Annotated in this window: 26 protein-coding genes; 10 read left to right on the forward strand and 16 right to left on the reverse strand. The window is 62.7% G+C overall.

The annotated features are described in order from the left end of the window. Positions 1 to 5 precede the first annotated feature (5 nt). From AC3A4H_RS01045 to AC3A4H_RS01055, 3 genes are read right to left on the reverse strand one after another with little or no spacing between them, the layout of a single operon-like run. Positions 6 to 389 carry a VOC family protein gene (locus tag AC3A4H_RS01045; protein WP_487765033.1) on the reverse strand — a complete coding sequence of 128 codons (384 nt, stop codon included), beginning with the start codon at positions 387 to 389 and terminating at the stop codon, positions 6 to 8. Continuing rightward, positions 386 to 1,810, reverse strand: a complete 1,425-nt coding sequence (gene cysS, locus AC3A4H_RS01050; protein WP_487765034.1) for a cysteine--tRNA ligase — start codon at positions 1,808 to 1,810, stop codon at positions 386 to 388. The genes AC3A4H_RS01045 and cysS overlap by 4 nt, the downstream gene beginning before the upstream one ends. Then, positions 1,794 to 2,036, reverse strand: a complete 243-nt coding sequence (locus AC3A4H_RS01055; RefSeq protein ID WP_487765035.1) for a hypothetical protein — start codon at positions 2,034 to 2,036, stop codon at positions 1,794 to 1,796. Before AC3A4H_RS01055 ends, cysS begins: the two co-directional genes overlap by 17 nt. Before the next feature lie 168 nt (positions 2,037 to 2,204). On the opposite strand from AC3A4H_RS01055, the gene AC3A4H_RS01060 reads away from it, so the two are divergent. Further along, on the forward strand, positions 2,205 to 2,345 hold the full coding sequence (locus AC3A4H_RS01060; RefSeq protein ID WP_348778364.1) for a transcriptional regulator: 141 nt from the start codon (positions 2,205 to 2,207) through the stop codon (positions 2,343 to 2,345). On the opposite strand, the gene AC3A4H_RS01065 is transcribed toward AC3A4H_RS01060, so the two are convergent. Further along, positions 2,322 to 2,948, reverse strand: coding sequence for a LysE/ArgO family amino acid transporter (locus tag AC3A4H_RS01065; RefSeq protein ID WP_487765036.1), 627 nt, complete (start codon positions 2,946 to 2,948; stop codon positions 2,322 to 2,324). The genes AC3A4H_RS01060 and AC3A4H_RS01065 overlap by 24 nt on opposite strands. Before the next feature lie 24 nt (positions 2,949 to 2,972). After that, positions 2,973 to 3,743, reverse strand: coding sequence for an SOS response-associated peptidase (locus tag AC3A4H_RS01070; RefSeq protein ID WP_487765037.1), 771 nt, complete (start codon positions 3,741 to 3,743; stop codon positions 2,973 to 2,975). Positions 3,744 to 3,865: 122 nt separating this feature from the next. On the opposite strand from AC3A4H_RS01070, the gene AC3A4H_RS01075 reads away from it, so the two are divergent. The 4 genes from AC3A4H_RS01075 to AC3A4H_RS01090 all read left to right on the forward strand — a co-directional run bounded on the left by AC3A4H_RS01075 (position 3,866) and on the right by AC3A4H_RS01090 (position 6,027). Then, positions 3,866 to 4,312: an NUDIX hydrolase gene (locus AC3A4H_RS01075; RefSeq protein WP_487765038.1), complete on the forward strand. Its 447-nt coding sequence runs from the start codon at positions 3,866 to 3,868 to the stop codon at positions 4,310 to 4,312. Positions 4,313 to 4,434: 122 nt separating this feature from the next. Then, a complete protein-coding gene (locus tag AC3A4H_RS01080; RefSeq protein WP_487765039.1) occupies positions 4,435 to 4,809 on the forward strand; it encodes a TIGR02301 family protein in 375 nt (124 codons plus the stop codon). Positions 4,810 to 4,942: 133 nt separating this feature from the next. Continuing rightward, on the forward strand, positions 4,943 to 5,200 hold the full coding sequence (locus AC3A4H_RS01085) for a hypothetical protein (protein ID WP_348778599.1): 258 nt from the start codon (positions 4,943 to 4,945) through the stop codon (positions 5,198 to 5,200). Between the two features lie 77 nt (positions 5,201 to 5,277). After that, entirely contained in the window at positions 5,278 to 6,027 is a 750-nt protein-coding gene (locus tag AC3A4H_RS01090) for a hypothetical protein (RefSeq protein ID WP_487765040.1), read from the forward strand. 12 nt (positions 6,028 to 6,039) lie between these two features. Here the strand turns inward: AC3A4H_RS01090 and AC3A4H_RS01095 are convergent, their stop codons facing one another. Further along, positions 6,040 to 7,374: a dihydroorotase gene (locus tag AC3A4H_RS01095; protein ID WP_487765041.1), complete on the reverse strand. Its 1,335-nt coding sequence runs from the start codon at positions 7,372 to 7,374 to the stop codon at positions 6,040 to 6,042. An 80-nt stretch (positions 7,375 to 7,454) separates the two neighbouring features. Between AC3A4H_RS01095 and ygfZ the strand changes: the two genes are divergently transcribed. Further along, a complete protein-coding gene (ygfZ, locus tag AC3A4H_RS01100; RefSeq protein WP_487765042.1) occupies positions 7,455 to 8,342 on the forward strand; it encodes a CAF17-like 4Fe-4S cluster assembly/insertion protein YgfZ in 888 nt (295 codons plus the stop codon). Beyond that, complete coding sequence (locus tag AC3A4H_RS01105) at positions 8,339 to 8,956, forward strand: YfbR-like 5'-deoxynucleotidase (protein WP_487765043.1); 618 nt, start codon at positions 8,339 to 8,341, stop codon at positions 8,954 to 8,956. The genes ygfZ and AC3A4H_RS01105 overlap by 4 nt, the downstream gene beginning before the upstream one ends. Before the next feature lie 12 nt (positions 8,957 to 8,968). Here AC3A4H_RS01105 and recO read toward each other — a convergent pair whose 3' ends face one another. The 8 genes from recO to rpoZ all read right to left on the reverse strand — a co-directional run bounded on the left by recO (position 8,969) and on the right by rpoZ (position 15,976). Next, positions 8,969 to 9,730 carry a DNA repair protein RecO gene (gene recO / locus AC3A4H_RS01110; RefSeq protein WP_487765044.1) on the reverse strand — a complete coding sequence of 254 codons (762 nt, stop codon included), beginning with the start codon at positions 9,728 to 9,730 and terminating at the stop codon, positions 8,969 to 8,971. A gap of 18 nt (positions 9,731 to 9,748) precedes the next feature. Continuing rightward, positions 9,749 to 10,657, reverse strand: a complete 909-nt coding sequence (gene era / locus AC3A4H_RS01115; RefSeq protein ID WP_487765045.1) for a GTPase Era — start codon at positions 10,655 to 10,657, stop codon at positions 9,749 to 9,751. Continuing rightward, the gene (rnc, locus tag AC3A4H_RS01120; protein WP_487765046.1) at positions 10,654 to 11,376 is read right to left on the reverse strand and encodes a ribonuclease III; all 723 of its coding nucleotides are present in this window, start codon (positions 11,374 to 11,376) and stop codon (positions 10,654 to 10,656) included. The genes era and rnc overlap by 4 nt, the downstream gene beginning before the upstream one ends. A 3-nt stretch (positions 11,377 to 11,379) precedes the next feature. After that, a complete protein-coding gene (lepB, locus tag AC3A4H_RS01125; protein ID WP_487765047.1) occupies positions 11,380 to 12,129 on the reverse strand; it encodes a signal peptidase I in 750 nt (249 codons plus the stop codon). A gap of 88 nt (positions 12,130 to 12,217) precedes the next feature. Continuing rightward, positions 12,218 to 12,619, reverse strand: a complete 402-nt coding sequence (gene acpS, locus AC3A4H_RS01130) for a holo-ACP synthase (RefSeq protein ID WP_348778351.1) — start codon at positions 12,617 to 12,619, stop codon at positions 12,218 to 12,220. Positions 12,620 to 12,632: 13 nt separating this feature from the next. Further along, a complete protein-coding gene (gene pyrE / locus AC3A4H_RS01135; protein ID WP_487765048.1) occupies positions 12,633 to 13,211 on the reverse strand; it encodes an orotate phosphoribosyltransferase in 579 nt (192 codons plus the stop codon). A 22-nt stretch (positions 13,212 to 13,233) separates the two neighbouring features. After that, positions 13,234 to 15,462 carry a RelA/SpoT family protein gene (locus tag AC3A4H_RS01140; RefSeq protein ID WP_487765049.1) on the reverse strand — a complete coding sequence of 743 codons (2,229 nt, stop codon included), beginning with the start codon at positions 15,460 to 15,462 and terminating at the stop codon, positions 13,234 to 13,236. Between the two features lie 112 nt (positions 15,463 to 15,574). Then, on the reverse strand, positions 15,575 to 15,976 hold the full coding sequence (gene rpoZ, locus AC3A4H_RS01145) for a DNA-directed RNA polymerase subunit omega (protein ID WP_487765050.1): 402 nt from the start codon (positions 15,974 to 15,976) through the stop codon (positions 15,575 to 15,577). 299 nt (positions 15,977 to 16,275) lie between these two features. On the opposite strand from rpoZ, the gene AC3A4H_RS01150 reads away from it, so the two are divergent. Together AC3A4H_RS01150 and AC3A4H_RS01155 are read left to right on the forward strand one after the other, a co-directional pair. Beyond that, positions 16,276 to 16,863: a LabA-like NYN domain-containing protein gene (locus AC3A4H_RS01150; RefSeq protein WP_348778347.1), complete on the forward strand. Its 588-nt coding sequence runs from the start codon at positions 16,276 to 16,278 to the stop codon at positions 16,861 to 16,863. Beyond that, positions 16,863 to 17,513, forward strand: coding sequence for a uracil-DNA glycosylase (locus AC3A4H_RS01155; protein ID WP_487765051.1), 651 nt, complete (start codon positions 16,863 to 16,865; stop codon positions 17,511 to 17,513). Before AC3A4H_RS01150 ends, AC3A4H_RS01155 begins: the two co-directional genes overlap by 1 nt. Positions 17,514 to 17,555: 42 nt before the next feature. On the opposite strand, the gene smpB is transcribed toward AC3A4H_RS01155, so the two are convergent. Together smpB and dapA are read right to left on the reverse strand one after the other, a co-directional pair. Further along, positions 17,556 to 18,032: an SsrA-binding protein SmpB gene (gene smpB, locus AC3A4H_RS01160; RefSeq protein WP_487765052.1), complete on the reverse strand. Its 477-nt coding sequence runs from the start codon at positions 18,030 to 18,032 to the stop codon at positions 17,556 to 17,558. A gap of 24 nt (positions 18,033 to 18,056) precedes the next feature. After that, positions 18,057 to 18,938 carry a 4-hydroxy-tetrahydrodipicolinate synthase gene (gene dapA / locus AC3A4H_RS01165; RefSeq protein ID WP_487765053.1) on the reverse strand — a complete coding sequence of 294 codons (882 nt, stop codon included), beginning with the start codon at positions 18,936 to 18,938 and terminating at the stop codon, positions 18,057 to 18,059. A 214-nt stretch (positions 18,939 to 19,152) separates the two neighbouring features. Here dapA and AC3A4H_RS01170 point away from each other — a divergent pair, with 214 nt between their 5' ends. Next, the gene (locus tag AC3A4H_RS01170; RefSeq protein WP_487765054.1) at positions 19,153 to 21,183 is read left to right on the forward strand and encodes a lytic transglycosylase domain-containing protein; all 2,031 of its coding nucleotides are present in this window, start codon (positions 19,153 to 19,155) and stop codon (positions 21,181 to 21,183) included. Positions 21,184 to 21,381: the final 198 nt, after the last annotated feature.

The following is a 21,381-nucleotide window of genomic DNA, read 5'->3' on the forward strand; positions in this document are numbered from 1 at the left end:
GAACCCTATTCGGGCGTATGGCAGACGGCTTCGACATTGTTGCCGTCAGGATCGAAGACGAAGGCGCCGTAGTAATCCGGATGGTAGTGCGGACGCAGGCCCGGAGCGCCATTGTCCTTGCCCCCCGCGGCGATCGCGGCCTTGTAGAAGGCGTCCACCTCAGCGCGCGAACGCGCCGAGAAGGCGATATGCTGGTGGTGGCCAGGCTTTTCGCCCTCGTGCAGCCAGAAGGTTGGGCGGTCGCGGCCATAGCCGCCAACCATGACCCCGCCGGTATATTCGGCCGGCACCATCATCAGCAGCGACGCGCCAAGCGGCGCCATCGCCTTGTCGTAGAATGCCTTCGAGGCATCGAAATTGCTTACGGTAATGCCAAGGTGGTCGATCATCGCTTCACCTCCCATGTGGTCACACGTTCGCCGGTCGTGGGGTCCTTGCCGTCCTTGAGTTGCACGCCCTGCTCTAGAAGCTCGGCGCGGATGCGGTCGGCCGAAGCCCAGTCTTTTGAGGCAATGAACGCGAGCCGCTCCGCGATTGACTTGGCGATGGCCTCCTCATCGACGTCCGCTGCCTGAAGCTCGAAGCCGAGGAACAGCATAGCCGATTTGAGCGCTGCCGCAGCTTCTTCATTCTCGTCGCCGACTGCCTGTCCGGCTAGATGCGACATGAACTGAAAGGCCGAACTGGTCGCAAGATCGTCGCACAGCGCTTCGACGATGCCTGCCGGAACCGGCGTTGCCCCATCCGGGGCCATGTCGGCCGCGCGCTTCCACTTGCGCAGGGTGTTTTCGGCTTCCTCGAGCTTGCGCACGGAAAAATCGATCGGCTCGCGGTAGTGCGTCATCAGCATGGCAAGACGTAGCACATCGCCCGGCCAGTTGCGGCCGCCGAACTTTTCGGTCTCCAGCAACTCGTTGATGGTGACGAAATTGCCCTCGCTCTTCGACATCTTGCGGCCTTCGACCTGCAGGAAGCCGTTGTGCAGCCAGTAGTTCGCCATGACATCGGTGCCGTGGGCGCAGCGCGACTGGGCGATCTCGTTTTCGTGGTGCGGGAAGATGAGGTCGAGCCCGCCGCCATGAATGTCGAACACCTCGCCGAGATAGGCGGCACTCATGGCCGAGCACTCGATGTGCCAGCCGGGGCGCCCCCTGCCCCACGGGCTGTCCCAGCCCGGCTCTTCGGGCGAGGAAAGCTTCCACAGCACGAAATCGCCGGGGTTCTTCTTGTGCGCATCTACCGCGATACGGACGCCGGCCTGCTGCTCGTCCAGATTGCGCTTGGAGAGCTGGCCGTAGTCCGGCATCGAGCCTGTGTCGAACAGGACTTCGCCCGCCGCTTCATAGGCATGGCCGCGCTCGATAAGGCTCTGAATGAGAGTGATCATGTCGGCCTTGCCGTCGGCGCGCGGCTGCACGAATTCGGTGGCGCGGGGCTCGAAGGTCGGCGGCAGGGTACCAAGGGCCGCGACGTCCTTGTGGAACTGGTCGGCGGTCTTCCTGGTCACGTTGGCGATCGCCTCGTTCAGCGGCAGATCCGGAAAGTCGCGCAGGGCACGCGCATTGATCTTGTCGTCCACGTCGGTGATGTTGCGGACATAGGTGACGTGATCGGCGCCATAGAGCTGGCGCAGCAGCCGGTAGAGCACGTCGAAGACGATGACCGGCCGCGCATTGCCGATATGGGCGAAGTCATAGACCGTCGGCCCGCACACATACATGCGCACATTGTCGGGATCGATCGGCACGAAGTCTTCCTTCGTGCGCGTCAGCGTGTTGTGGAGCCGCAAGCCCTTAAATCCGTTCGACATTCAAAATCCCAGTCCGTTCGGCAATCCGCCGCAAGCCGGCAGACGCGATGAAGCTCCAGCCTGCTGGCCGGGGCGTTTGTCCTGTCGAGAGAAAAGGCGAAAACGTCCGGACCAGCGCGTGCGCTAGCCAATAATGCAAATGCCGCCAATGGCGAAAGGCGTTTTCATGGGCAGCTTTATCGCCTTCCGCGATATTGCCGTCAAGTCGCAACTTCGCAGCAGACATGTCGCCTTCCGGCCGCCCAATGGATCCGTAAGGGTTTATTAAACATACAGTTACTGGAGTTGCCAAGCCAGCCAGGCGCCCGCCGGACGTCACGATTTCGTCCCAAAGAAGGCGCATGCAGTGGCGGTTAAATGGCACTAGACGTTGGGGAACAGGAAGATGTCAGCCATGAAGAGCGAAGCAGAACGTATCCGCGCTCAATATGCGGCGCTGACAAGCCACTATCGCGCCATCGGTCCGGCCGCGATCTTGGCGGCTGTGCTTGCCGCCAAGCGCAAGGGAGCCTCAGCCGGCAACAAGCCGCGTTGACAGGCTGATACCTATCGCGGCCATGACCAGGCCGATCAGCACGTCGAGCACGCGCCACGCCGATTGGCGGGCGAAGATGGGCTGCAGCAGGCGCGCGCCATAGCCGAGCCCGAAGAACCACACAAACGACGCCAGCGCCGCGCCGAGCCCGTAGGCCACGCGGTCGTGGCCTTCATATCGCGCCGATAGCGAGCCCAAAAGCACCACCGTGTCGAGATAGACGTGCGGGTTGAGGAAGGTGAAGGCCAGACAGGCCGCCACCGCAGCCTTCAGGCTGCCTTCGCCCGTCTTGGCCGCCTGCAGCACATCCGGCTTCGCGGCGCGCCGGAAGGCGACGACCGCATACCAGAACAGGAAAACCGCCCCGCCGATGGTGACGATGTTGATCAGCGTCGGCGATTGCGAGATCAGCGTACCAAGGCCGGCAACGCCGGCGGCGATCAGCAGCGCGTCAGACAGCGCGCAGATCAGGCATAGCACGAAGACGTGCTGGCGGAGCAGGCCCTGGCGCAGGATGAAGGCATTCTGCGCGCCGATCGCGATGATGAGCGAGGCGCCGAGAAGGAAGCCGGAAAGTGCTGCCGGAACAAGGGCTGAGATCATGAACAGGATTGCCTGATAAAGGAACTAGAAAAGGGTCATTTGGCTGGACGGGTCGGCAATTGGCTTCTTTCGCGCTGGCTTGGGCGGTTCGGATTGCTCGGACGGCTCAACGCGCGCCTGTATCTGGGGGCCGGTATTGGCGACCTTGTTCACAAGGTCCGAGACCGGGATGGGCTCGAAGAAGCCGGGCTCGGCTGGCCGCAGCAGGTCGGCCACGTGGCGCGGCTCCTGGAAACGGCAGTCCAGCCAGCGCGAGAAATCCTGCTGGTGGATCACCACCGGCATGCGGTCGTGGATATGGGCGATGTCGCTGCTGGCGCTGGTGGTCAGGATCGCGCCGGTATCCATCTCGGAACCGCCCGGCTCGGCATAGGTCTCCAGCAGGGCGGCGAAGGCAATCACCCCGCCATGCTTCGGGCGAACCCAATAGGCCTGCACCCGCTTGCCGCCGATCTGACGCCATTCGTAGAAACCCGAGGCCGGGACCAGAGCCCGGCGGTGGCGCATGGCCGTGCGGAATGAATTCTTCTCAGCAGCGGTTTCGGAGCGCGCGTTGAACAGCAGCGGAAAGTCTCGCGTGTCCTTCACCCAGGTGGGAATCAGACCCCAGCGCACGAGAAGCGAGCGACGGTCGGGAAGGTTGGACCCCGGCTCGCGCAATTCGCCGGCCGTCACCATGAGTATCGGCTGCGTCGGCGCGATGTTGTAGCGCGGCGGAAATGGCTCGAGATCGGCCAGCGAAAATGCCTCGCCAACCTCCATGGGACTGGCAGTCAGCGCAAAACGTCCGCACATTCCTTCATGATACCGTTTGATTTCGCGGCCAATGTGGCGGTGGAAATCCTGAACGGCAACCTGTATCGGTTGGGCCACCCGGCCCATCCCCAGCCAATCGGGCCGAAGCGAAAGAGGAGACGATGTCCGCACGGCAGACCATCCCCGCGGTTTCGGTGGCCCTGATGCGGGGCGACCGCATACTGCTGGTCAAGCGCGGGCAGCAGCCGTCGCGCGGGCGCTATGCTTTTCCCGGCGGGCGGGTCGAGCCCGGCGAAACGGATGAAGAGGCCGCACTGCGCGAGCTTTTCGAGGAAACCGGGCTGGTGGCAGCCGACATCAAGCCGCTGGGAACCTATTTCATCGATGCGGAGCGGGACGGACTGGAAATCACCTATCGGCTTCAGGTTTTCGCGGGCCAGGACTGCGGCGGCGAGCCGCGCGCCGACAGCGACGCCGAGGAGGCCGCCTTCTTCACGCTTGCGGAATTGGACGCGCTGCCGGTTACCGACTCCGTTGCCGAAGTGTGCCGAGAGCTTTTGCGGCACGGCTCGTTCAATGCTGCCGTTGGCCACAAGGAAGTCTTCTGAAGCAGCTTCCTCTTCAAGAAGTGAAGTGAAGCCGCGATGTGACGGCCAGCCAAGAAGAACAATTCGGGGGGATAGTGGCCTTACCGCCTTGCGGCTGACAAATTGTTTCGCCACAAGGCGTCATGGGCCGGACCATGCCGTTCTTCATAGCATTGCTTGTCGCCATCTCGACGGCCGCAAGCCCCGTGCGCGCGGAGGAAGCCCCCTTCGAGGGAAACCTGATGCGGCTGGCTGAAATTCTCGGCTCCCTGCATTTCTTGCGAAACCTTTGCGGCGAGCACGGCGACCAATGGCGCCAGCAAATGGAAAAGCTGCTGGACGCCGAGAAGCCGGATGCTGCGCGCCGCGCAAAGTTCATCGCCAGCTTCAATCGAGGCTACCGCTCGTTCGAGGGAACATACGCCAAGTGCACCAGTTCGGCGGCCGAAGCTATCGCCCGCTACATGAAGGAAGGCGAGACGCTGACGCGCGAGGTGACGGGGCGCTATGGAAATTAAGCACGTCTCCACATTTCGTTTTCGCGCCGCGCCGCGAATCGGAGGGCTGTGCTAGGTTGTTAACGATGGGTGTACGGGGAAGCTCAAGTTGATCCGAATCGGGGGATCAAGACTTGAAAGGTGAAAGATGACGATCGAACACGGTGTCAGCGACCTCGATGCGCTGGTCAGAGAAGAAAAGCGGCTGACCGCCGTGGAATGTCACAACGAGGCATGGGCCGAGGGTTTCTCGGTCGGCATCGAGGCCGATATCCTTGCGGAAGCCGCGCTTGCCACCGCCTTTGGCGAGATCCTGCGCACGAATGGCGAAGACGCCGCACTGGCACTGCTTGATCGCATGCGCGAAAAAGTGATCGCCGGAGAGTTCGAGCCGCTCCGGCTGCGACATTGAATCATCCCTAAGACCGATTTTTCGCTATAAGTAGTCGATGGGCACCGAATTGATCGTGGCCCTGGAGAGGATGGGACATGCAGACACCGACGCGTAGCGGATCTCGGAATCGCAGGAGTAGCGGCTTTGCCGCCGCGCTTTGGCTGGCTGCGGCCGGAACAGCCTTGCTGCCGACGATTGCGACCACGACGCCTGCCTTCGCGCTGAGCGAGATCAAGCGGGAGGAACTGCCCACGCCTCCGGCTCAAACGCTCGACAACGAGGCAACCGGCGAGACCGCAGCGCCGCAAGGCGAGGAAGCGCCCGGCGCGACCGCGCCCAGCAGCGCGGCCCACGCCAACGAAGACCCGAACACTCCCCTGCCCGAGATCATCTACGACATCTCGAAATTGCCGGAGCCGGTGCAGCGCATGCGCCAGTTGATCCTGGACGTTGCGATGGGCGGCGACATCGAGAAGCTTCGCACGCTCGTCGGCACGGGCGACGATGCCACCCAGCTCTCGGTCACGGGTCTCGAGGGAGACCCGATAGAGTTTCTGAAGGAACTGTCCGGCGACAAGGACGGCGAGGAAATACTCGCCATCATCGAAAACGTCCTGAATGCCGGCTATGTCCACCTCGATCCCGGCACGCCTGAAGAACTATATGCCTGGCCCTATTTCTTCGCGATGCCGCTGGAGCGCCTTACGCCGCGCCAGCGCGTGGAGCTGTTCAAGATCGTGACCGCCGGCGATTACGAGGACATGAAGAGCGACGGCGCCTACAATTTTTATCGCCTCGGGATCACTCCCGAAGGCAAATGGGCATTCTTCGTCGCCGGCGACTAAGCCGGCGAGGCATCACTCCACGGGAAGCGCTTCCGAGAACGCCACGGGCTGGCCCTGTCCGCCCGTGACGATGTCGCCTTCCCACATCACGCGGTTGCCGCGAATGATTGTGCCCACTGGCCAACCCTTGACCTCCTTGCCATCGTAAGGCGTCCAGCCGGCTCTCGATCCGGCCTGGGCATTGGTGATGACTTCGGTGCGCTTCATGTCCACCACGGTCAAGTCGGCCTCGTAGCCAGCCGCGATACGCCCCTTGCGCGCCATGCCGAACAGGCGCTGCGGACCATGGCTGGTCAGGTCGACAAACCTCTCCAGGGTAAGCCGCCCTGCATTCACATGGTCGAGCATGATCGGAACCAGCGTCTGCACGCCTGGCATGCCCGATGGCGAGCCAGGATAGGGCTTGGCCTTCTCGGCCAGGGTGTGAGGCGCATGGTCGGAGCCGAGGACGTCCACGATGCCCTGGCTTATGCCGCGCCAGACCCCATCGCGATGGCGCGCAGAGCGCACGGGCGGGTTCATCTGGATCAGGGTTCCCAGCTTGGCGTAGTCGTCGGCCGTAAGCGTCAGGTGGTGCGGCGTGGCCTCGGCGCTCGCCACATCCTTGTGGTGTTCAAGGAACTCTATCTCTTCCGCCGTGGAAACATGCAGCACGTGGATGCGGGCCCTGGCCGCCCGAGCTATCCGCACCAGCCGCTCCGTGCAGCGCAGGGCAGCAATCTCGTCGCGCCAGACCGGATGCGAGGAGGGATCGCCCTCAATGCGTTCGCCCAGGCGCTCGCGCAGGCGGAACTCGTCTTCCGAGTGGAAGGCGGCGCGGCGGCGCGTATTCTTCAGGATTGACAGCACCCCTTCGTCGTCCTCGACGAGCAGATCGCCTGTGGACGAGCCCATGAAGACCTTGATGCCGGCGGCACCCGGCAGGCGCTCCAGCTCGCCGACATCCTTTGCATTGTCGCGCGTGCCGCCGACCCAGAAGGCAAAGTCGCAATGCATGCGATCGGTGGCGCGCGAAACCTTGTCGGCCAGAGCCTCCGCGCTGGTGGTCAACGGATTGGTGTTGGGCATTTCGAAGACGGCTGTAACGCCGCCAAGCACGGCCGCAAGTGACCCGGTTTCCAGGTCTTCCTTGTGCTCAAGCCCGGGCTCGCGAAAATGCACCTGGCTGTCGACCACGCCAGGCAGGACATGCAGGCCCCTGCACTCGATGATCTCTCCGGCCGAGGCCTGACGCAAATCGCCGATCGCCGCGATGCGGCCGGCACGCACGCCGACATCCCGCACGCCGCTGCCATCGTGGTTGACGACCGTGCCGCCCTTGAGAATGAGGTCGAACGTCGCTGTCATTTGCCACCTTCCCGGCTCTTGCTCCTGCGATGCGGGGGGCTTACGTAATGGCCAACCGATTTGCAAGTCAGGTTCCGCCCATGGTTTTAGCACTGCTTTCCGACCGTTGCCTCATTTCTGTGACCGGCGCGGAGGCGGAACATTTCCTGCAGAACATACTTACCACAGACCTCGACGCTTTGGCTCCGGGCGAGGTAAAGCCCGGTGCGCTGCTTTCGCCGCAGGGCAAGATCCTGTTCGATTTTTTGATCTCGCGTGATGCAACAGGCGGCTTCCTTCTCGATTGCCGCGTCGACGTGGTTGACGATTTTATCCGCCGGCTGACCCTCTACAAGCTGCGCGCGAAGATGGAGATTTCCAAGCAATCTCAAAAGGTTGTCGGCGTTAAGTGGGACGTCGATTCACCTGCTTCAGAAGCAGAATCAAACGCCGCGCGCAATGGCGCTGCGGCGCTGCGCGACGCCCGCTTCAAGGCGCCTTTTCCGGTGTTCAGGCTCTACGGCCAGTCCTTGCAGCTAGCGGCCGACGCGAGCGAATGGCACGCGCTGCGCATAGCTCATGGCGTCGCCGAAAGCGGCAGGGACTTCGAACTGGGGGACGCCTTCCCGCATGACGTTCTGCTCGACGAGACGGGCGGCGTGGGCTTCGGCAAGGGCTGCTATGTCGGCCAGGAAGTGGTTTCGCGCATGCATCATCGCGGCACTGCGCGGCGGCGCGTGCTGTTGGTTTCGGCCGAAGCGCAGCTGCCGGAGCCTGGCACCGCAATAATCGCCGACGGCCGCACGATAGGCACGCTCGGCTCCGTTGCCGGCCGGCAGGGCCTCGCTGTCGTCCGTATCGACCGCGTGAAGGACGCACAGGACAAGGGCGTCGCGATCACAGCCGCGGAGATCCCCCTCACGCTCTCAATCCCCGCATGGGCGAAATTCACATTTCCGCAGGACGCCACGAACGCGGGGGAAGCATGACAGCCGACAAGGTCGGCGCCCCACCGCGCGCCTGGCAACGCATGCTTTCGGGTCGTCGCCTCGACCTGCTTGATCCCTCGCCGCTGGACATCGAAATCTCCGACATAGCGCATGGCCTGGCGCGTGTGGCGCGCTGGAACGGCCAGACCGGTGGCGACCACGCCTTCTCTGTCGCGCAGCACTCGCTGCTGGTGGAAGAGATCTTTTCCCGGCAGGCAAAGACGCCGACGCCCGTCGAACAACTCACGGCCCTGCTGCACGACGCGCCTGAATATGTGATCGGAGACATGATCTCGCCGTTCAAGTCCGTGGTTGGCGGCGGCTACAAGCTGGTCGAGCAGCGTTTGCAGCACGCCATCCACGTTCGCTTTTCGCTTCCCCCGGAGATAAGCGAGAGGCTCAAGAAGCAGATCAAGCGGGCCGACCAGATTGCCGCCTATTTCGAAGCAACGGCGCTTGCCGGCTTTTCGGTTCAGGAAGCGACGAAATTCTTCGGCCGCCCGCGCAGCATTTCCGCGGACGGATTCGACCTCGCCTGCCACCCGGCAAAGTCGGTGGAGCGCGCCTTCCTGAAGCGGTTCGCCGAAATCGAGCGCCTGCGCGGCGCGGCCTAGTTCAACGGAGCGTCAGGCCGCGCTGCCGCCGGAAACGCCGGACGTCATGGCACTGTGCTTGCGCAACGCATTGAGGAAGCCCGCCCGCGCCTCGGGAGATGAAAGTCCGCGGGGCTCGTAGACATGGCGGGCGAAGAAGAACTCAGTCAGGCGAAACGCCTGCTCGATCGTGGCCATGTCCGTGCATCGCCCTGCCCCGCCGATCAGGAAGGCCGGCAGCGGTAGCATCTTGTCGTGCCAGGGCAAGCCGGCCTCGCGGGAAACGGCGCGGCCTGATTTCGGCGAGACGTAGACCAGCTCTTCGCGCCCGCCCGTGGCGGCGCATTCGGTCAGATCGAGGCCAAATCCAAGTTCTTCCAGCATCATCAGTTCGAAGCGCACGACAAGCTCGCCGGCGGCGGAGGCATCGTCCAGATGCGAGATCAGCAACTCCAGCATCTCGTATAGGCCCAGATGCAGTTCGCGTTCCGGCAGAAGGCGCAGATGCGCGGCCAGCGTCTGCAGGCCATAGACTGCACAGGCGCTCTCGAACAGGCGGGCTGCGTTGAGTTCCAGCGGCTCGACCTGGAAAAAGCCCATATGCTCGTCCAGGCGCGCTCGCCAGATCAGATCGACCCGGTTCCCGACCTGCAGCACAGGTTGCGCCTTGCGCGAGCGCCCGCCACGGACCATGCCGAGGTGGCGCCCATGCGCGCGCGTCATCACCTCAAGTATGACGCTGGTTTCGCCATGCTTGCGGCTGCCAAGGATTATGCCCTCGTCGCGCCATTCCATAACGGGAGTGTTGGCCGCTCAGTGCGGGAATTCAAGGCCCATTTCGCGATAGCGCTCGGGGTCGTCGCCCCAGTTCTCGCGCACCTTCACGAACAGGAACAGATGCACTTTCTGTTCCAGGATGTCGCTGATCTCCTTGCGCGCCGCCTGGCCGATGGCGCGGATCGTCTCGCCCTTGTGGCCCAGAACGATCTTCTTCTGGCTGTCGCGCTCGACATAGATCACCTGCTCGATACGCACGGAGCCATCGGCCTTCTCCTCCCAGCTTTCGGTTTCCACGTGGGACGAATAGGGCAGTTCCTGGTGCAGGCGCAGATAGAGCTTCTCGCGGGTGATTTCGGCGGCGAGCTGCCGCATCGGCAGGTCCGAAATCTGGTCTTCCGGATAGTACCAGGGGCCGGCGGGCAAAGTCTTGGCGAGATGGTCGAGAATGGCCTTGCAGCCCGCGCCGGTCAGCGCCGAGACCATGAAGGTGCTGTCGAAGGGAACGCGCTTGTTGGCCTCTTCCGCCAGCACCAGCAGGGTTTCCGGCTTGACCCGGTCGATCTTGTTGAGCACCAGCACCTTGGGCTGACGCACTTCGGCCAGATTGGCGAGGATCGTGTCGGCGTCGCCCCTGATGCCGCGCTCGGCATCGATCAGCACCATGATCACGTCGGCGTCCTTGGCCCCACCCCAGGCGGTGGTAACCATTGCCTGGTCGAGCCGGCGGCGCGGCTTGAAGATGCCGGGCGTATCGACAAACACGATCTGCGCGTCGTTGTGCGTGGCGATGCCGCGAACGATGGCACGCGTGGTCTGCACCTTGTGGGTGACGATCGACACCTTGGCGCCGACAAGCTGGTTGACCAGCGTCGACTTGCCGGCGTTCGGCGCGCCGATCAGGGCGACGAAGCCGGAATGGGTGACGGGTTCAGTTTCGCTCACGCTTCATTTCCTTCCTGGCCCCAGACGCCCTCGCGCTGGAGCATGCTTGCTGCGGCGGCCTGCTCGGCCTCGCGCTTCGATCGGCCGGTTCCATAGGCCGGCGTGAATTGCCCTACCCGAACGCTGACCTTGAAGACCGGATCATGGTCTGGCCCTTCGCGGCTTTCGATCTGATAGCTGGGCGTGGCGGCGGCCGCCTGATGCGCCCATTCCTGCAGTTCCGTCTTCGGGTCGCGGCGGGCTGCACCTGTAACCCTGGAACGCGGTTCCCAATAGCGCAGAACGAACCGGCGGGCGACATCCAGCCCCCCATCGAGATAGAGCGCGGCGATCAGCGATTCCAGCGCATCGGCGCGAATGTTGACGCGCTTGCGCCCGGCGAGCGTCTTTACCTCGCTGCCGGCGCGGATCAGTTCGGTCAGTCCGATTTCGTCCGCGATCTCGGCCAGTGTCTCGGCATTGACCAGCGCATTCAGGCGAACCGAAAGCTCGCCTTCGGCCGCAGCCGGGAAGGCGTTGAACAGCATGTCGGCCACCACCAGCCCCAGCACGCGATCGCCAAGGAACTCGAAGCGCTCATAGTCGCCGCCGACCTTGACGCCGCGGGCACTGGCATGGGTGAGCGCACGCTGCAGGCGCTGGACATCGGTGAAGGCATGTCCGGTACGCTCGCGCAATGCATCGGCGAGCGCCTGTCCGGTCGGTCGTTTGTTGGCCATGTCCTAGTGGACGAACGTAAAGAGGCGCGAGGCGCGCAGCTGCGTCGGCCACTTCCAGATTTCGAGCGGGCTCGCACCCTCGGCGATGGAGAAGAAGATGATGTTGGCGCGACCGACAAGATTCTCCGACGGAACGTAGCCAACCGAGAAGCGGCTGTCGGTGGAATTGTCGCGGTTGTCGCCCATCATGAAATAGTGGCCTTCCGGAACCACGAACTCACGCGTGTTGTCGCCGATCGAATTTGGCGTCAGGTCGAGCGTGTCGTAGGAAACGCCATTGGGCAGCGTCTCGCGATAGACGTCGACCGGGCGGCTGACCTCCGTGATGTCCGGATTGTCGATCTGGCCGATCTTCACACGCGGGACGCCCTCCCCGTTGATGAACAACTGGCCATCCTTCATCTGGATGCGATCGCCGGGCAGGCCGACCACGCGCTTGATGTAATCGAGCGACGGGTTGGGCGGGAACTTGAAGACCGCGACATCGCCGCGCTCCGGCTCGCTCCCCCAGATGCGGCCCGAGAACAGATCGGGCGAGAACGGCAGCGAGTAGCGCGAGTAGCCATAGGCCCATTTGGTCACGAAGAGATAATCGCCCTCCAGCAACGTGGGGCGCATGGAACCCGAAGGAATGGAAAACGGCTGGAACAGGAAAGTGCGGATAACCAGTGCAAGCAGCAACGCCTGGATGATGACGCTGACCGTTTCACCAAGCCCGCCGGATTTCTTCTGAGGTTTGTCGGCCACGCTCATCTCTTCCTCGTTTCTGCGTCTCGGTATAAGGGCTCGGCGCGTTCGGAGCAATGTCTAGCGCTTGCCACGAGCGCCATGAAAGCGGCGGTTATTCGGCGGGAAGCGCTTCAATGATCACAAAGGCTTGGGCCAGCGGGAAATCATCCGTGATCGTGAGATGAATGACCGCGCGGCGACCCGCCGGCAGCATGTGCTGCAGCCTTTCGGCCGCACCGCCCGTCAACTGCATGGTCGGCTTGCCGCCGGGAAGGTTCACCACCCCCATGTCCCGCCAGAACACCCCGTGCGCCATGCCGGTTCCGAGCGCCTTGGCGCATGCCTCCTTGGCAGCGAAGCGCTTGGCGTAAGAGGCCGCACGCTCTTTGCGGCGCTCCGACTTGGCCTGTTCGATCTCGGTGAAGATGCGGGCCTTGAAACGCTCGCCATAGCGCTCGAGCGACTTCTCGATTCGCCTGATGTCGATGAGATCGCTGCCGATGCCGATGATCATACAGCCTGGGCCCTCAGATGTTCCGGCTTCCCGGCTTGACTGCCGGAATGGCCGCGAGTTCCGGCGGAAGCTGGTCCGCCGGATAGGCCGGCACCTCATATTCGGCAAGCGCGATCAGCGGCACGCCGACATCGCTCTTGCCGGCAGAACGGTCGATGATGCAGGCGGCCGCGACGACTTCCGCTCCAAGATCGCGCAGGCATTCGATGGTTTCGCGGATAGACAGCCCGGTCGTGACGATGTCCTCAACGATCACGACACGCGCGCCTTTTTCGATCTCGAATCGACGCAGACGGAATACGCCGCCCTCCCGCTCGACCCAGACCGCCGGCACGCCGAGATGGCGCGAGGTCTCGTAGGCGGGGATCAGACCGCCGATGGCCGGACCGACGACGTAATCGATGGCACCCGGCACTTCCGCGCGGATCTTCTCGGCCAGTGCCCGGCACAGCCGTTCGGTCTTGTCGGCATGCATGAAAACCCGTGCCTTCTGCAGAAACACGGGGCTGCGCAGGCCCGAGGTCAGGATGAAGTGACCTTCGAGAACTGCACCCGCCTCGCGAAAAATATCCAGCACCTGGTCGGTATTCATGCTGCTCCCGTCATAGAAATGGTCAGCCGTTGACGCGCTTTGCATCGCTGACGCTCGAATTTTCCTTAAGCTGCGAAAGCAGCCGGTTCAGATGCTTCAGGTCCCACACCTCGAGGTCGACCAGCATTTCGGTGAAGTCAGGCGCCGTGCGCACCATCGACAGAGTGTGGATATTGGCGTCGTTCTCCGCAATCACCTGGGCGATTTCTGCAAGCGAGCCCGGGGCGTTGATCGCCACCACGGAAATGCGGGCAGGAAAGCGCTCCTTGGTTTCCTCGTCGATGTCCCAACGCACGTCGATCCAGCGCTCCGGCTGGTCGTCGAAGGCGGTCAGCGACGGCGACTGGATGGGATAAATTGTTATGCCGGAACCTGGTTGCATGATGCCGACGATGCGGTCGCCGGGCACGGCACCCTCCGGTGCGAAGCGCACGGGCAAGTCGCTGCGCACGCCGCGGATGGGGACTGCTCCTCCCGCCTTGCTCGGGCGGCCATCCTTGCGGCTCCCTGCCCGCCCGGGGATCTGGAACAGCATGCCGGCGGCATTGCGGATCTTCGACCAGCCTTCTTCGCGCGGCTTTGGCGCCTGCGTCACCCGCTCGTCCTTGTAATCGGGGAACACCGCCTTCATCACGTCGGTCGAAGACAGCTCACCGCGACCCACGGAAGCGACGACATCCTCGACGTCCTTGCGCGCAAGCCGATGCAGCACCGGCTTCAGGCTGTCCTTCGTGAAGGTTTTTCCGGCCCGTTCGAAGGCACGTTCGAGAATGCGCACACCGAGGCCGGAATACTGCTTCCGGATCGCGTTCTTGGTGGCGCGACGAATGGCCGAGCGCGCCTTGCCCGTCACTACCACCGATTCCCAGGCCGCAGGCGGCACCTGCGCCTTGGAACGGATGATCTCGACCTCGTCGCCATTCTTCAACTCGGTCATCAGCGGCATGATGCGGCCGTTGATCTTGGCGCCGACGCATGTGTCGCCAACGTCCGTGTGGACGGCATAGGCGAAATCGATGGGCGTGGCCTTGCGCGGCAGCGCGATCAGCATGCCCTTTGGCGTGAAGCAGAACACCTGGTCCTGGAACAGCTCCAGTTTGGTGTTCTCCAGGAATTCCTCGGGGTTGTCGCCCTCGGCAAGCTGCTCGATGGTGCGACGCAGCCAGGCATAGGCGTTGGTTTCCTTGGAGATCGTGTTGCTGGCGTTGGTCTTGCCGCCAGTGTCCTTGTAGAGCGCGTGCGCTGCGACGCCGTATTCGGCGACCTCGTTCATTTCCCGGGTGCGAATCTGCAGTTCGATGCGCTGGCGCGAAGGGCCCACGATGGTGGTGTGAATGGAGCGATAGTCGTTCTGCTTCGGCGTGGAGATGTAGTCCTTGAACCGCCCCGGCACCATGGACCACGTCGTGTGGATGGCGCCGAGCGCGCGATAGCAATCCTCCACGCTGTCGACGATGACCCGGAACCCGAAGATGTCGGAAAGCTGCTCGAAAGAAAGCGCCTTGGCTTCCATCTTCCGAAACACGGACCAGGGCTTCTTCTGCCGGCTCGTAACCGTCGCCTTGATCGCATACTTCTCGAACAGGGCCGACAGCGACCTTTCGATCTCGGCGATAACGCCCTTGTTGCGGCTCGAAACATCGTCCACCCGCGCCGTCACCGTGCGGTAGGCTTCCGGATTGATGTAGCGAAAGGCCAGGTCTTCCAGCTCCTCGCGCATGCCTTGCATGCCCATGCGCCCGGCCAGCGGCGCATAGATGTCCATCGTCTCCTCGGCGATGCGGAGCCGCTTGTTCTCCGGCATGTGGTCGAGCGTGCGCATGTTGTGGAGGCGATCGGCGAGCTTGACGAGCAGGACACGCACGTCTTCCGAAATCGCCAGCAACAGCTTGCGCAGGTTTTCCGCCTGTTCGGCCTTCTTCGAGACGAGGTCGAGCTTCTTGAGCTTGGTCAGCCCCTCCACCAGCTTGCCCAGGTCGGCTCCGAAGAATTCGTCGATCTCCTGCCGGGTAGCGCTGGTGTCCTCGATCGTGTCATGCAGCAGCGCCACCGCGATGGTGGCCTCGTCCATGCGCATGTCCGTAAGGATAGCCGCAACTTCGAGCGGGTGTGAGAAATACGGGTCGCCGGAGGCGCGCTTCTGATGGCCATGTTTCTGCATCGCATAAACATAGGCCTTGTTCAGCAGTGCCTCGTTCACGTCAGGCTTGTAGCGCTGGACGCGCTCGACAAGCTCATACTGACGCATCATGGGCACGATCTCACATACGGATAAGAATCATGCGCCAGATCGTCCGACCTGGCGCATGCCATAAATAACCACGAAACTGCCGGCAGGAAAGTACCGGCACACCTTCGAAAGGTTAGAAATCGTCGCTCTTCTCGGGCGCCACCAGGCCTTCGATGCCGGCCAGCAGGTCTTCCTCGCTCATGCGATCGAAGGTGATGTTCTCTTCCTCGCGCTCCTCTTCGGTCGAAACGGCGGCCATCTCGCTCTGGTCCACCAGCGCGTGACCCTCGGCTTCCGGCTCGTCGACCTCGACGTGCTTCTGCAGCGAGTGGATCAGGTCTTCCTTCAGGTCGCCCGGCGACAGAGTCTCGTCGGCAATCTCGCGCAACGCCACGACCGGATTCTTGTCGTTGTCGCGCGGGACGGTGATCGCAGCGCCCTGGGAAATCAGCCGGGCGCGGTGACCAGCCAGAAGAACCAGTTCGAAGCGGTTCTCGACCTTGTCGATACAATCTTCAACGGTTACGCGGGCCATGGATTGCCCCTTTCATACGCGAATTCAATGGAAAACAGGCGCGGTCCATAACCCGAACAGCCGCAAAAAACAAGCTTAAAGCTTGATTTCCACGGCAGACGGTCTCCGGGCTACTTGCCCCGCCTACAGCGGAAAAGGAAGTTCACTTTTTCTTGCATATCGTCACAAACCCCTTGGAATGCGCCGAGGCGAGCGATATTTTCGGACATGATGAAATTATAAAAATTTTTTTACAAGGCAACTCGCCGACGGAGTGTGCGTTTTAACGAAATTTCCTATTGCTCCAAAGGATACTTCACATGTTTGACCCGCGCGAAAAAATTGCTCTTTTTATAGACGGCGCCAATCTCTACGCGACGTCGCGCGCGCTTGGTTTTGACATAGATTATCGCAAGCTACTGTCGAGCTTTCAAAAGCGCGGATATCTTCTGCGCGCCTACTATTACACCGCTCTTGTTGAAGACCAGGAATACTCATCGATACGTCCACTTATCGATTGGCTCGATTATAATGGCTTCAAAGTCGTAACCAAGCCTGCCAAAGAATTCACGGACTCCAGCGGACGCCGAAAGATCAAAGGCAACATGGATATAGAGCTTACCGTCGACGCGCTTGAGCTCTCCGATGTTCTCGATCATTACGTGATCTTCTCGGGCGACGGCGACTTCCGCACGCTGGTGGAAGCGTTGCAGCGGCGCGGCAAGAAGGTTAGCGTGGTTTCCACCATGGCCTCCCAGCCCCCGATGATCTCCGACGACCTGCGCCGCCAGGCCGACCATTTTATTGACCTCATGACCCTGAAGGGCGAGGTTGGCCGCGACCCGTCCGAGCGGCCGGCGCGCAAGGCCGAATCTGCGGATGCCGACGCGGACAGCGAAGACTATTGATGCCAGAAAACGTTGAGCCTTCGCGCGACTGCGCGCTCTGCCCTCGCCTGCACGATTTTCTCACCCTCTGGCGCCAGCGCGAACCCGAATGGTTCAACGCGCCTGTACCGACATTCCTGCCGCCAGAAGGCGAAGACGGGGTGCGCTTGCTGATTGTCGGCCTGGCGCCGGGACTGCGCGGCGCCAACAGGACCGGCCGCCCCTTCACCGGCGACTATGCGGGCGACCTGCTCTACGACACGCTGATCCGCTTCGGCCTGGCCCGTGGCAGGTTCGAAGCGCGGCCCGACGACAGCCTGGAATTGATTTCGACGGCGATTACGAACGCCGTGAAATGCGTGCCGCCGGAAAACAAGCCAATCGGCGTCGAGATCAATACTTGCCGGAAATTCCTCAGCCTGAATCTTGGCCGCTTCCGAAACCTGGAAGCCATTCTGACGCTGGGAACCATTGCCCACCAGTCCACCGTTCGGGCCTTGGGCGGACGCGTGGCCGAACACCCATTCAGCCATGGCGGGCGCCAGCAGATCGGCGACGTAGCCGTCTTCTCCAGCTATCACTGCTCTCGCTACAACACCAATACCGGCCGGCTGACCGAAGAGATGTTCGTCAGCGTTTTCCGCGAGATAGCAGCTTTTCTAGGCAGATAGCGCGGACAGGCAGGCGCGAACGCCCGCAAGCAGCGGATGCCATTAGCCCCGCTCCTTGAGAAGACGCCCCTTCTCGCGGTTCCAGTCGCGCTGCTTTTCGGTCTCGCGCTTGTCGTGAAGCTTCTTTCCGCGGGCTATGGCCAGAAGCAGCTTCGCACGTCCCTTGTCGTTGAAGTAGATCTTCAACGGCACCATGGTCATGCCTTCACGCTCGACAGACTGCTTCAGCCGCGCCATTTCGCGCTTGCTGACCAGAAGCTTGCGGCGGCGCCGCGGCTCATGGTTGAAGCGGTTGCCCTGCAGATATTCGGGCACGTAGGAATTGATCAGCCAGATCTCGCCATCCTCGGCCGAAGCATAGGACTCCTGGATGTTCGCCTGGCCTTGCCGCAGCGACTTCACTTCCGTTCCCGTCAGCACGAGGCCGGCCTCGATCGTGTCGACGACCTCGTAGGAAAACCGGGCCTTGCGATTTTCGGCGACGACCTTGCTGTTTGGATCGGCTCTCTTAGCGTTCATGGCTTCGCAGTGCGGGAACCCGCATCAATTGATCAGGCCGGCGTGCTTCATCGCCGCGTCGATACGCTCGGCCGTGGAGGGCTCGATGGTCATGAGCGGCGAGCGGAGAACATTTGCAACCTTGCCGAGGCGAGAGAGCGCATATTTGGCGCCGGAAACGCCGGGCTCGAGGAAGATGGCCTTGTGCAGCGGCATCAAACGGTCCTGAAGCTCCAGCGCGCGTTCCTTGTCGCCGTTGAGGGTAGCCTCCTGGAATTCGGCGCACAGCCGGGGAGCGACGTTCGAGGTAACCGAGATGCAGCCGACGCCGCCATGGGCGTTGAAACCGAGCGCGGAAGCGTCCTCGCCCGAAAGCTGGATGAACTCCTTGCCGCAGGTCAGCCGCTGTTCGGATACGCGCTCGACCTTGCCGGTGGCATCCTTCACACCCACAATGTTGGGGAAGTCGTGCGCCAGGCGGCCCATCGTCTCGGGGGTCATGTCGATCACCGAGCGCGGCGGAATGTTGTATATGATGATCGGCAGTTTCGTGGACCTGGCGACGGTGGCAAAGTGTTCGTAAAGGCCGCGCTGGGTGGGCTTGTTGTAGTACGGCGTCACGACCAGAACCGCATCGGCCCCGACCTTTTCGGCGTGCTCGACCAGACCGACCGCCTCGGCGGTATTGTTGGATCCGGCCCCGGCGATGACAGGAACGCGCCCGTTGGCGACCTCAACACAGGTCCGGACGACGTGCCGATGCTCTTCATGCGAAAGCGTCGGCGATTCTCCGGTCGTGCCGACCGGAACGAGGCCCTTGGTGCCCTCTTCTATCTGCCACTCGACAAAAGCTCGGAAGGCTTTCTCGTCGAAACCGCCATTCGCCTGGAATGGTGTCACGAGCGCGGTCATCGAGCCTCTGAGCATGTGGTCAACTCTCTCTGCAACCTTGCGGTTGGGCAGTCCCTTTTTGATGTCGCGGCTTTCTATCCGAAAACTAAGCCGCGCACCATAGTCTTGACACGGTGACGCGGCAAAGAACCAACTGGTCCAGATAGGGCAGTGCCCGGCGTCAGACTTTTTCGGAGAGGGGAAAACAGGCTTTTGGAAAGCCGCGCTGCACAGGATTTTTTGGCAAGAGATGCTTGGCATAGGGCATTTTCGGTTCGCACTACTCGGAGCACTAGTCGCGCTCGCGCCCCCCACCGCGATGGGCGAGAGCGTGGACGCGCAGACGACATCCGCCATCGTGAACAGGCCGGGCGAGATGCTCCTCCCCCGGCCGGCAAATCTGGGCGACATATCCCCGCTGAAGACGGGCCTCGATGCTCTTTCAGCACGGGATATTGCGCGTGCGCGCTCGCTGCGGGACGCCCTTCCGCAAGACTCGCTCGATCGCCACATCTTGTCGTGGGCGATAGCGCTGCGCGGGGGCGCCCTTGTGCCCAGCGCGGAAATCTCGGCCACGGCCAGGGCCTTGAGCGACTGGCCCGCACAAGACGCCTTGCGGCGCAACGCCGAACGGGCGCTGCTGCGTGAGAAACCGGCCCCCGCCGAGGTCGTCGCCACCTTCCACGGGAAAGCTCCGCAAACCATGGAAGGCATCATTATCCTGGCGCGCGCGCAGGTTGCTCTGGGAAACCCCGAGACCGCGCGAGCGGTGCTGCTGCCGTTCTGGCGGACCGCGAAATTGTCTCCGCAGGAGGAGGCCGCGATCCTGAAAGAGTTCGGGGCGCTGATCCCCGCCACGGATCATCGCTTTCGCATGGAACGCATGCTTTACGCCGACCGAGTGCCCTCCGCCCTCAGCGTTGCGAAGCTCGCAGGCGCCGAAGCCCTAGCTGCCGCCTGGAGTGCGGTGATCAAGAACGACGGCAATGCCGGCAAATTGCTCGACGCCGTGCCGGCGGAGCAGCGCTCCGCCGGCTATTTCTTTGCCCGCGCGAAATACCTGCGCAAAGGCAACAAGATCGAAGAGGCAGCAGCCGTGATGCTGCAGGCCCCGACCAATCGCGGGGCGCTGGCCGATGCGGATGCGTGGTGGATCGAACGCCGCGCGCTGTCACGCGAACTGATGGACAGGGGCGATGTGCAGACGGCGTACAGGATTGTGGCCGCGCATTCCGCGGAAACCCCTTCCAACGCCGTCGACGCGGAATTCCACGCCGGCTGGTATGCGCTGCGCGGACTTGACGACGCCGGTAAGGCGGCAGAGCACTTCTCGCGCATCGCCATTCTGGCGGAAGGCGCGATTTCGCGGGCGCGCGCCTACTACTGGCTCGGGCGCGCGGCCGAGGCTGGCGGCCCCGGCGATGCGAAAGACTATTTCGAGCGCGCGGCGAAATTCGGCACCACCTTCTACGGGCAGCTCGCCGCCGAGCGGATCGGGCGCAGCACCGTCGAAGTCGGCACTCCGATGCCGACGGAAGCGGACCGGCGCGATTTCGACCAGCGCGAGGCCGTGCAGGCCATCAAGCGCCTGGAAGAAGCCGGATACGCGAGCCTGGCCGATACACTCTGCCAGGACCTCGCCGCGCAACTGACAAGCCCGGGTGAACTCGCGCTGCTCGCGCTCACGGCCGAGCAGCGCAATAACCACTTCCTGGCGCTGAAGGTTGGCAAGATCGCCGCATCTCGCGGCATCGAGATCGGCGCGCTTTCGCACCCCATCGGCGCGATTCCGGCCACCGCCAATGTCTCAGGCGCAGGCGAGGCGCTAGCCTATGCCATTGCAAGGCAGGAAAGCGAGTTCAAGGTTTCCGCCGTATCAGGCGCCGGCGCCCGCGGCTTGCTGCAACTGTTGCCGACAACCGCCAAGGAGGCGGCGAAGAAGGCAGGACTTCCGTTCTCGGCGGCTCGGCTGACCACGGACGCGGGGTACAATGCCTCGCTTGGCGCGACCTTCCTGGGCGAGCAGCTAAGCCGCTTCGACGGCTCATACGTGCTGACCATCGCAGGCTACAACGCCGGGCCGCGCCGCGCACAGGAGTGGATCAACCGCTTTGGCGATCCACGCGGCAAGGACGTGGACACGGTGGTGGACTGGATCGAGCGGATTCCCTTCACCGAAACGCGCAGCTATGTCCAGCGCGTGATGGAGAATTTTCAGGTCTACAAGATGCGCTTTTCAGGGCAATTCGATATCGTTGGCGACCTTACGAGCGGCCGCTAGTCTAGCCGCCAAGGCAATATCGAGGCGTCCCCACCCATTATCGTCGCTGCGCTCGCTGTTGGCCGGACCGCCGGCCCCTGGGCAGCAGCAGACGCTGCAAAAGCGCTTCGCTTTCCCGGGGCCAATGATCTAGGGTTCTTGCAAGTGCAGGGCGTAGCCGTCCGCCGCAATGTCAAATAACAAGCGCTCTTGCCACCT

This window comes from Pseudaminobacter sp. Soil_N_29 (assembly GCF_057656055.1).

Coding starts and splice junctions, on each gene's coding strand:
- AC3A4H_RS01045 (WP_487765033.1), bottom strand. CDS start 389: ATGATCGACCACCTTGGCATTACCGTAAGCAATTTCGATGCCTCGAAG.
- cysS (WP_487765034.1), bottom strand. CDS start 1,810: ATGTCGAACGGATTTAAGGGCTTGCGGCTCCACAACACGCTGACGCGC.
- AC3A4H_RS01055 (WP_487765035.1), bottom strand. CDS start 2,036: ATGTCTGCTGCGAAGTTGCGACTTGACGGCAATATCGCGGAAGGCGAT.
- AC3A4H_RS01060 (WP_348778364.1), top strand. CDS start 2,205: ATGAAGAGCGAAGCAGAACGTATCCGCGCTCAATATGCGGCGCTGACA.
- AC3A4H_RS01065 (WP_487765036.1), bottom strand. CDS start 2,948: ATGATCTCAGCCCTTGTTCCGGCAGCACTTTCCGGCTTCCTTCTCGGC.
- AC3A4H_RS01070 (WP_487765037.1), bottom strand. CDS start 3,743: ATGTGCGGACGTTTTGCGCTGACTGCCAGTCCCATGGAGGTTGGCGAG.
- AC3A4H_RS01075 (WP_487765038.1), top strand. CDS start 3,866: ATGTCCGCACGGCAGACCATCCCCGCGGTTTCGGTGGCCCTGATGCGG.
- AC3A4H_RS01080 (WP_487765039.1), top strand. CDS start 4,435: ATGGGCCGGACCATGCCGTTCTTCATAGCATTGCTTGTCGCCATCTCG.
- AC3A4H_RS01090 (WP_487765040.1), top strand. CDS start 5,278: ATGCAGACACCGACGCGTAGCGGATCTCGGAATCGCAGGAGTAGCGGC.
- AC3A4H_RS01095 (WP_487765041.1), bottom strand. CDS start 7,374: ATGACAGCGACGTTCGACCTCATTCTCAAGGGCGGCACGGTCGTCAAC.
- ygfZ (WP_487765042.1), top strand. CDS start 7,455: ATGGTTTTAGCACTGCTTTCCGACCGTTGCCTCATTTCTGTGACCGGC.
- AC3A4H_RS01105 (WP_487765043.1), top strand. CDS start 8,339: ATGACAGCCGACAAGGTCGGCGCCCCACCGCGCGCCTGGCAACGCATG.
- recO (WP_487765044.1), bottom strand. CDS start 9,730: ATGGAATGGCGCGACGAGGGCATAATCCTTGGCAGCCGCAAGCATGGC.
- rnc (WP_487765046.1), bottom strand. CDS start 11,376: ATGGCCAACAAACGACCGACCGGACAGGCGCTCGCCGATGCATTGCGC.
- lepB (WP_487765047.1), bottom strand. CDS start 12,129: ATGAGCGTGGCCGACAAACCTCAGAAGAAATCCGGCGGGCTTGGTGAA.
- acpS (WP_348778351.1), bottom strand. CDS start 12,619: ATGATCATCGGCATCGGCAGCGATCTCATCGACATCAGGCGAATCGAG.
- pyrE (WP_487765048.1), bottom strand. CDS start 13,211: ATGAATACCGACCAGGTGCTGGATATTTTTCGCGAGGCGGGTGCAGTT.
- AC3A4H_RS01140 (WP_487765049.1), bottom strand. CDS start 15,462: ATGATGCGTCAGTATGAGCTTGTCGAGCGCGTCCAGCGCTACAAGCCT.
- rpoZ (WP_487765050.1), bottom strand. CDS start 15,976: ATGGCCCGCGTAACCGTTGAAGATTGTATCGACAAGGTCGAGAACCGC.
- AC3A4H_RS01150 (WP_348778347.1), top strand. CDS start 16,276: ATGTTTGACCCGCGCGAAAAAATTGCTCTTTTTATAGACGGCGCCAAT.
- AC3A4H_RS01155 (WP_487765051.1), top strand. CDS start 16,863: ATGCCAGAAAACGTTGAGCCTTCGCGCGACTGCGCGCTCTGCCCTCGC.
- smpB (WP_487765052.1), bottom strand. CDS start 18,032: ATGAACGCTAAGAGAGCCGATCCAAACAGCAAGGTCGTCGCCGAAAAT.
- dapA (WP_487765053.1), bottom strand. CDS start 18,938: ATGCTCAGAGGCTCGATGACCGCGCTCGTGACACCATTCCAGGCGAAT.
- AC3A4H_RS01170 (WP_487765054.1), top strand. CDS start 19,153: ATGCTTGGCATAGGGCATTTTCGGTTCGCACTACTCGGAGCACTAGTC.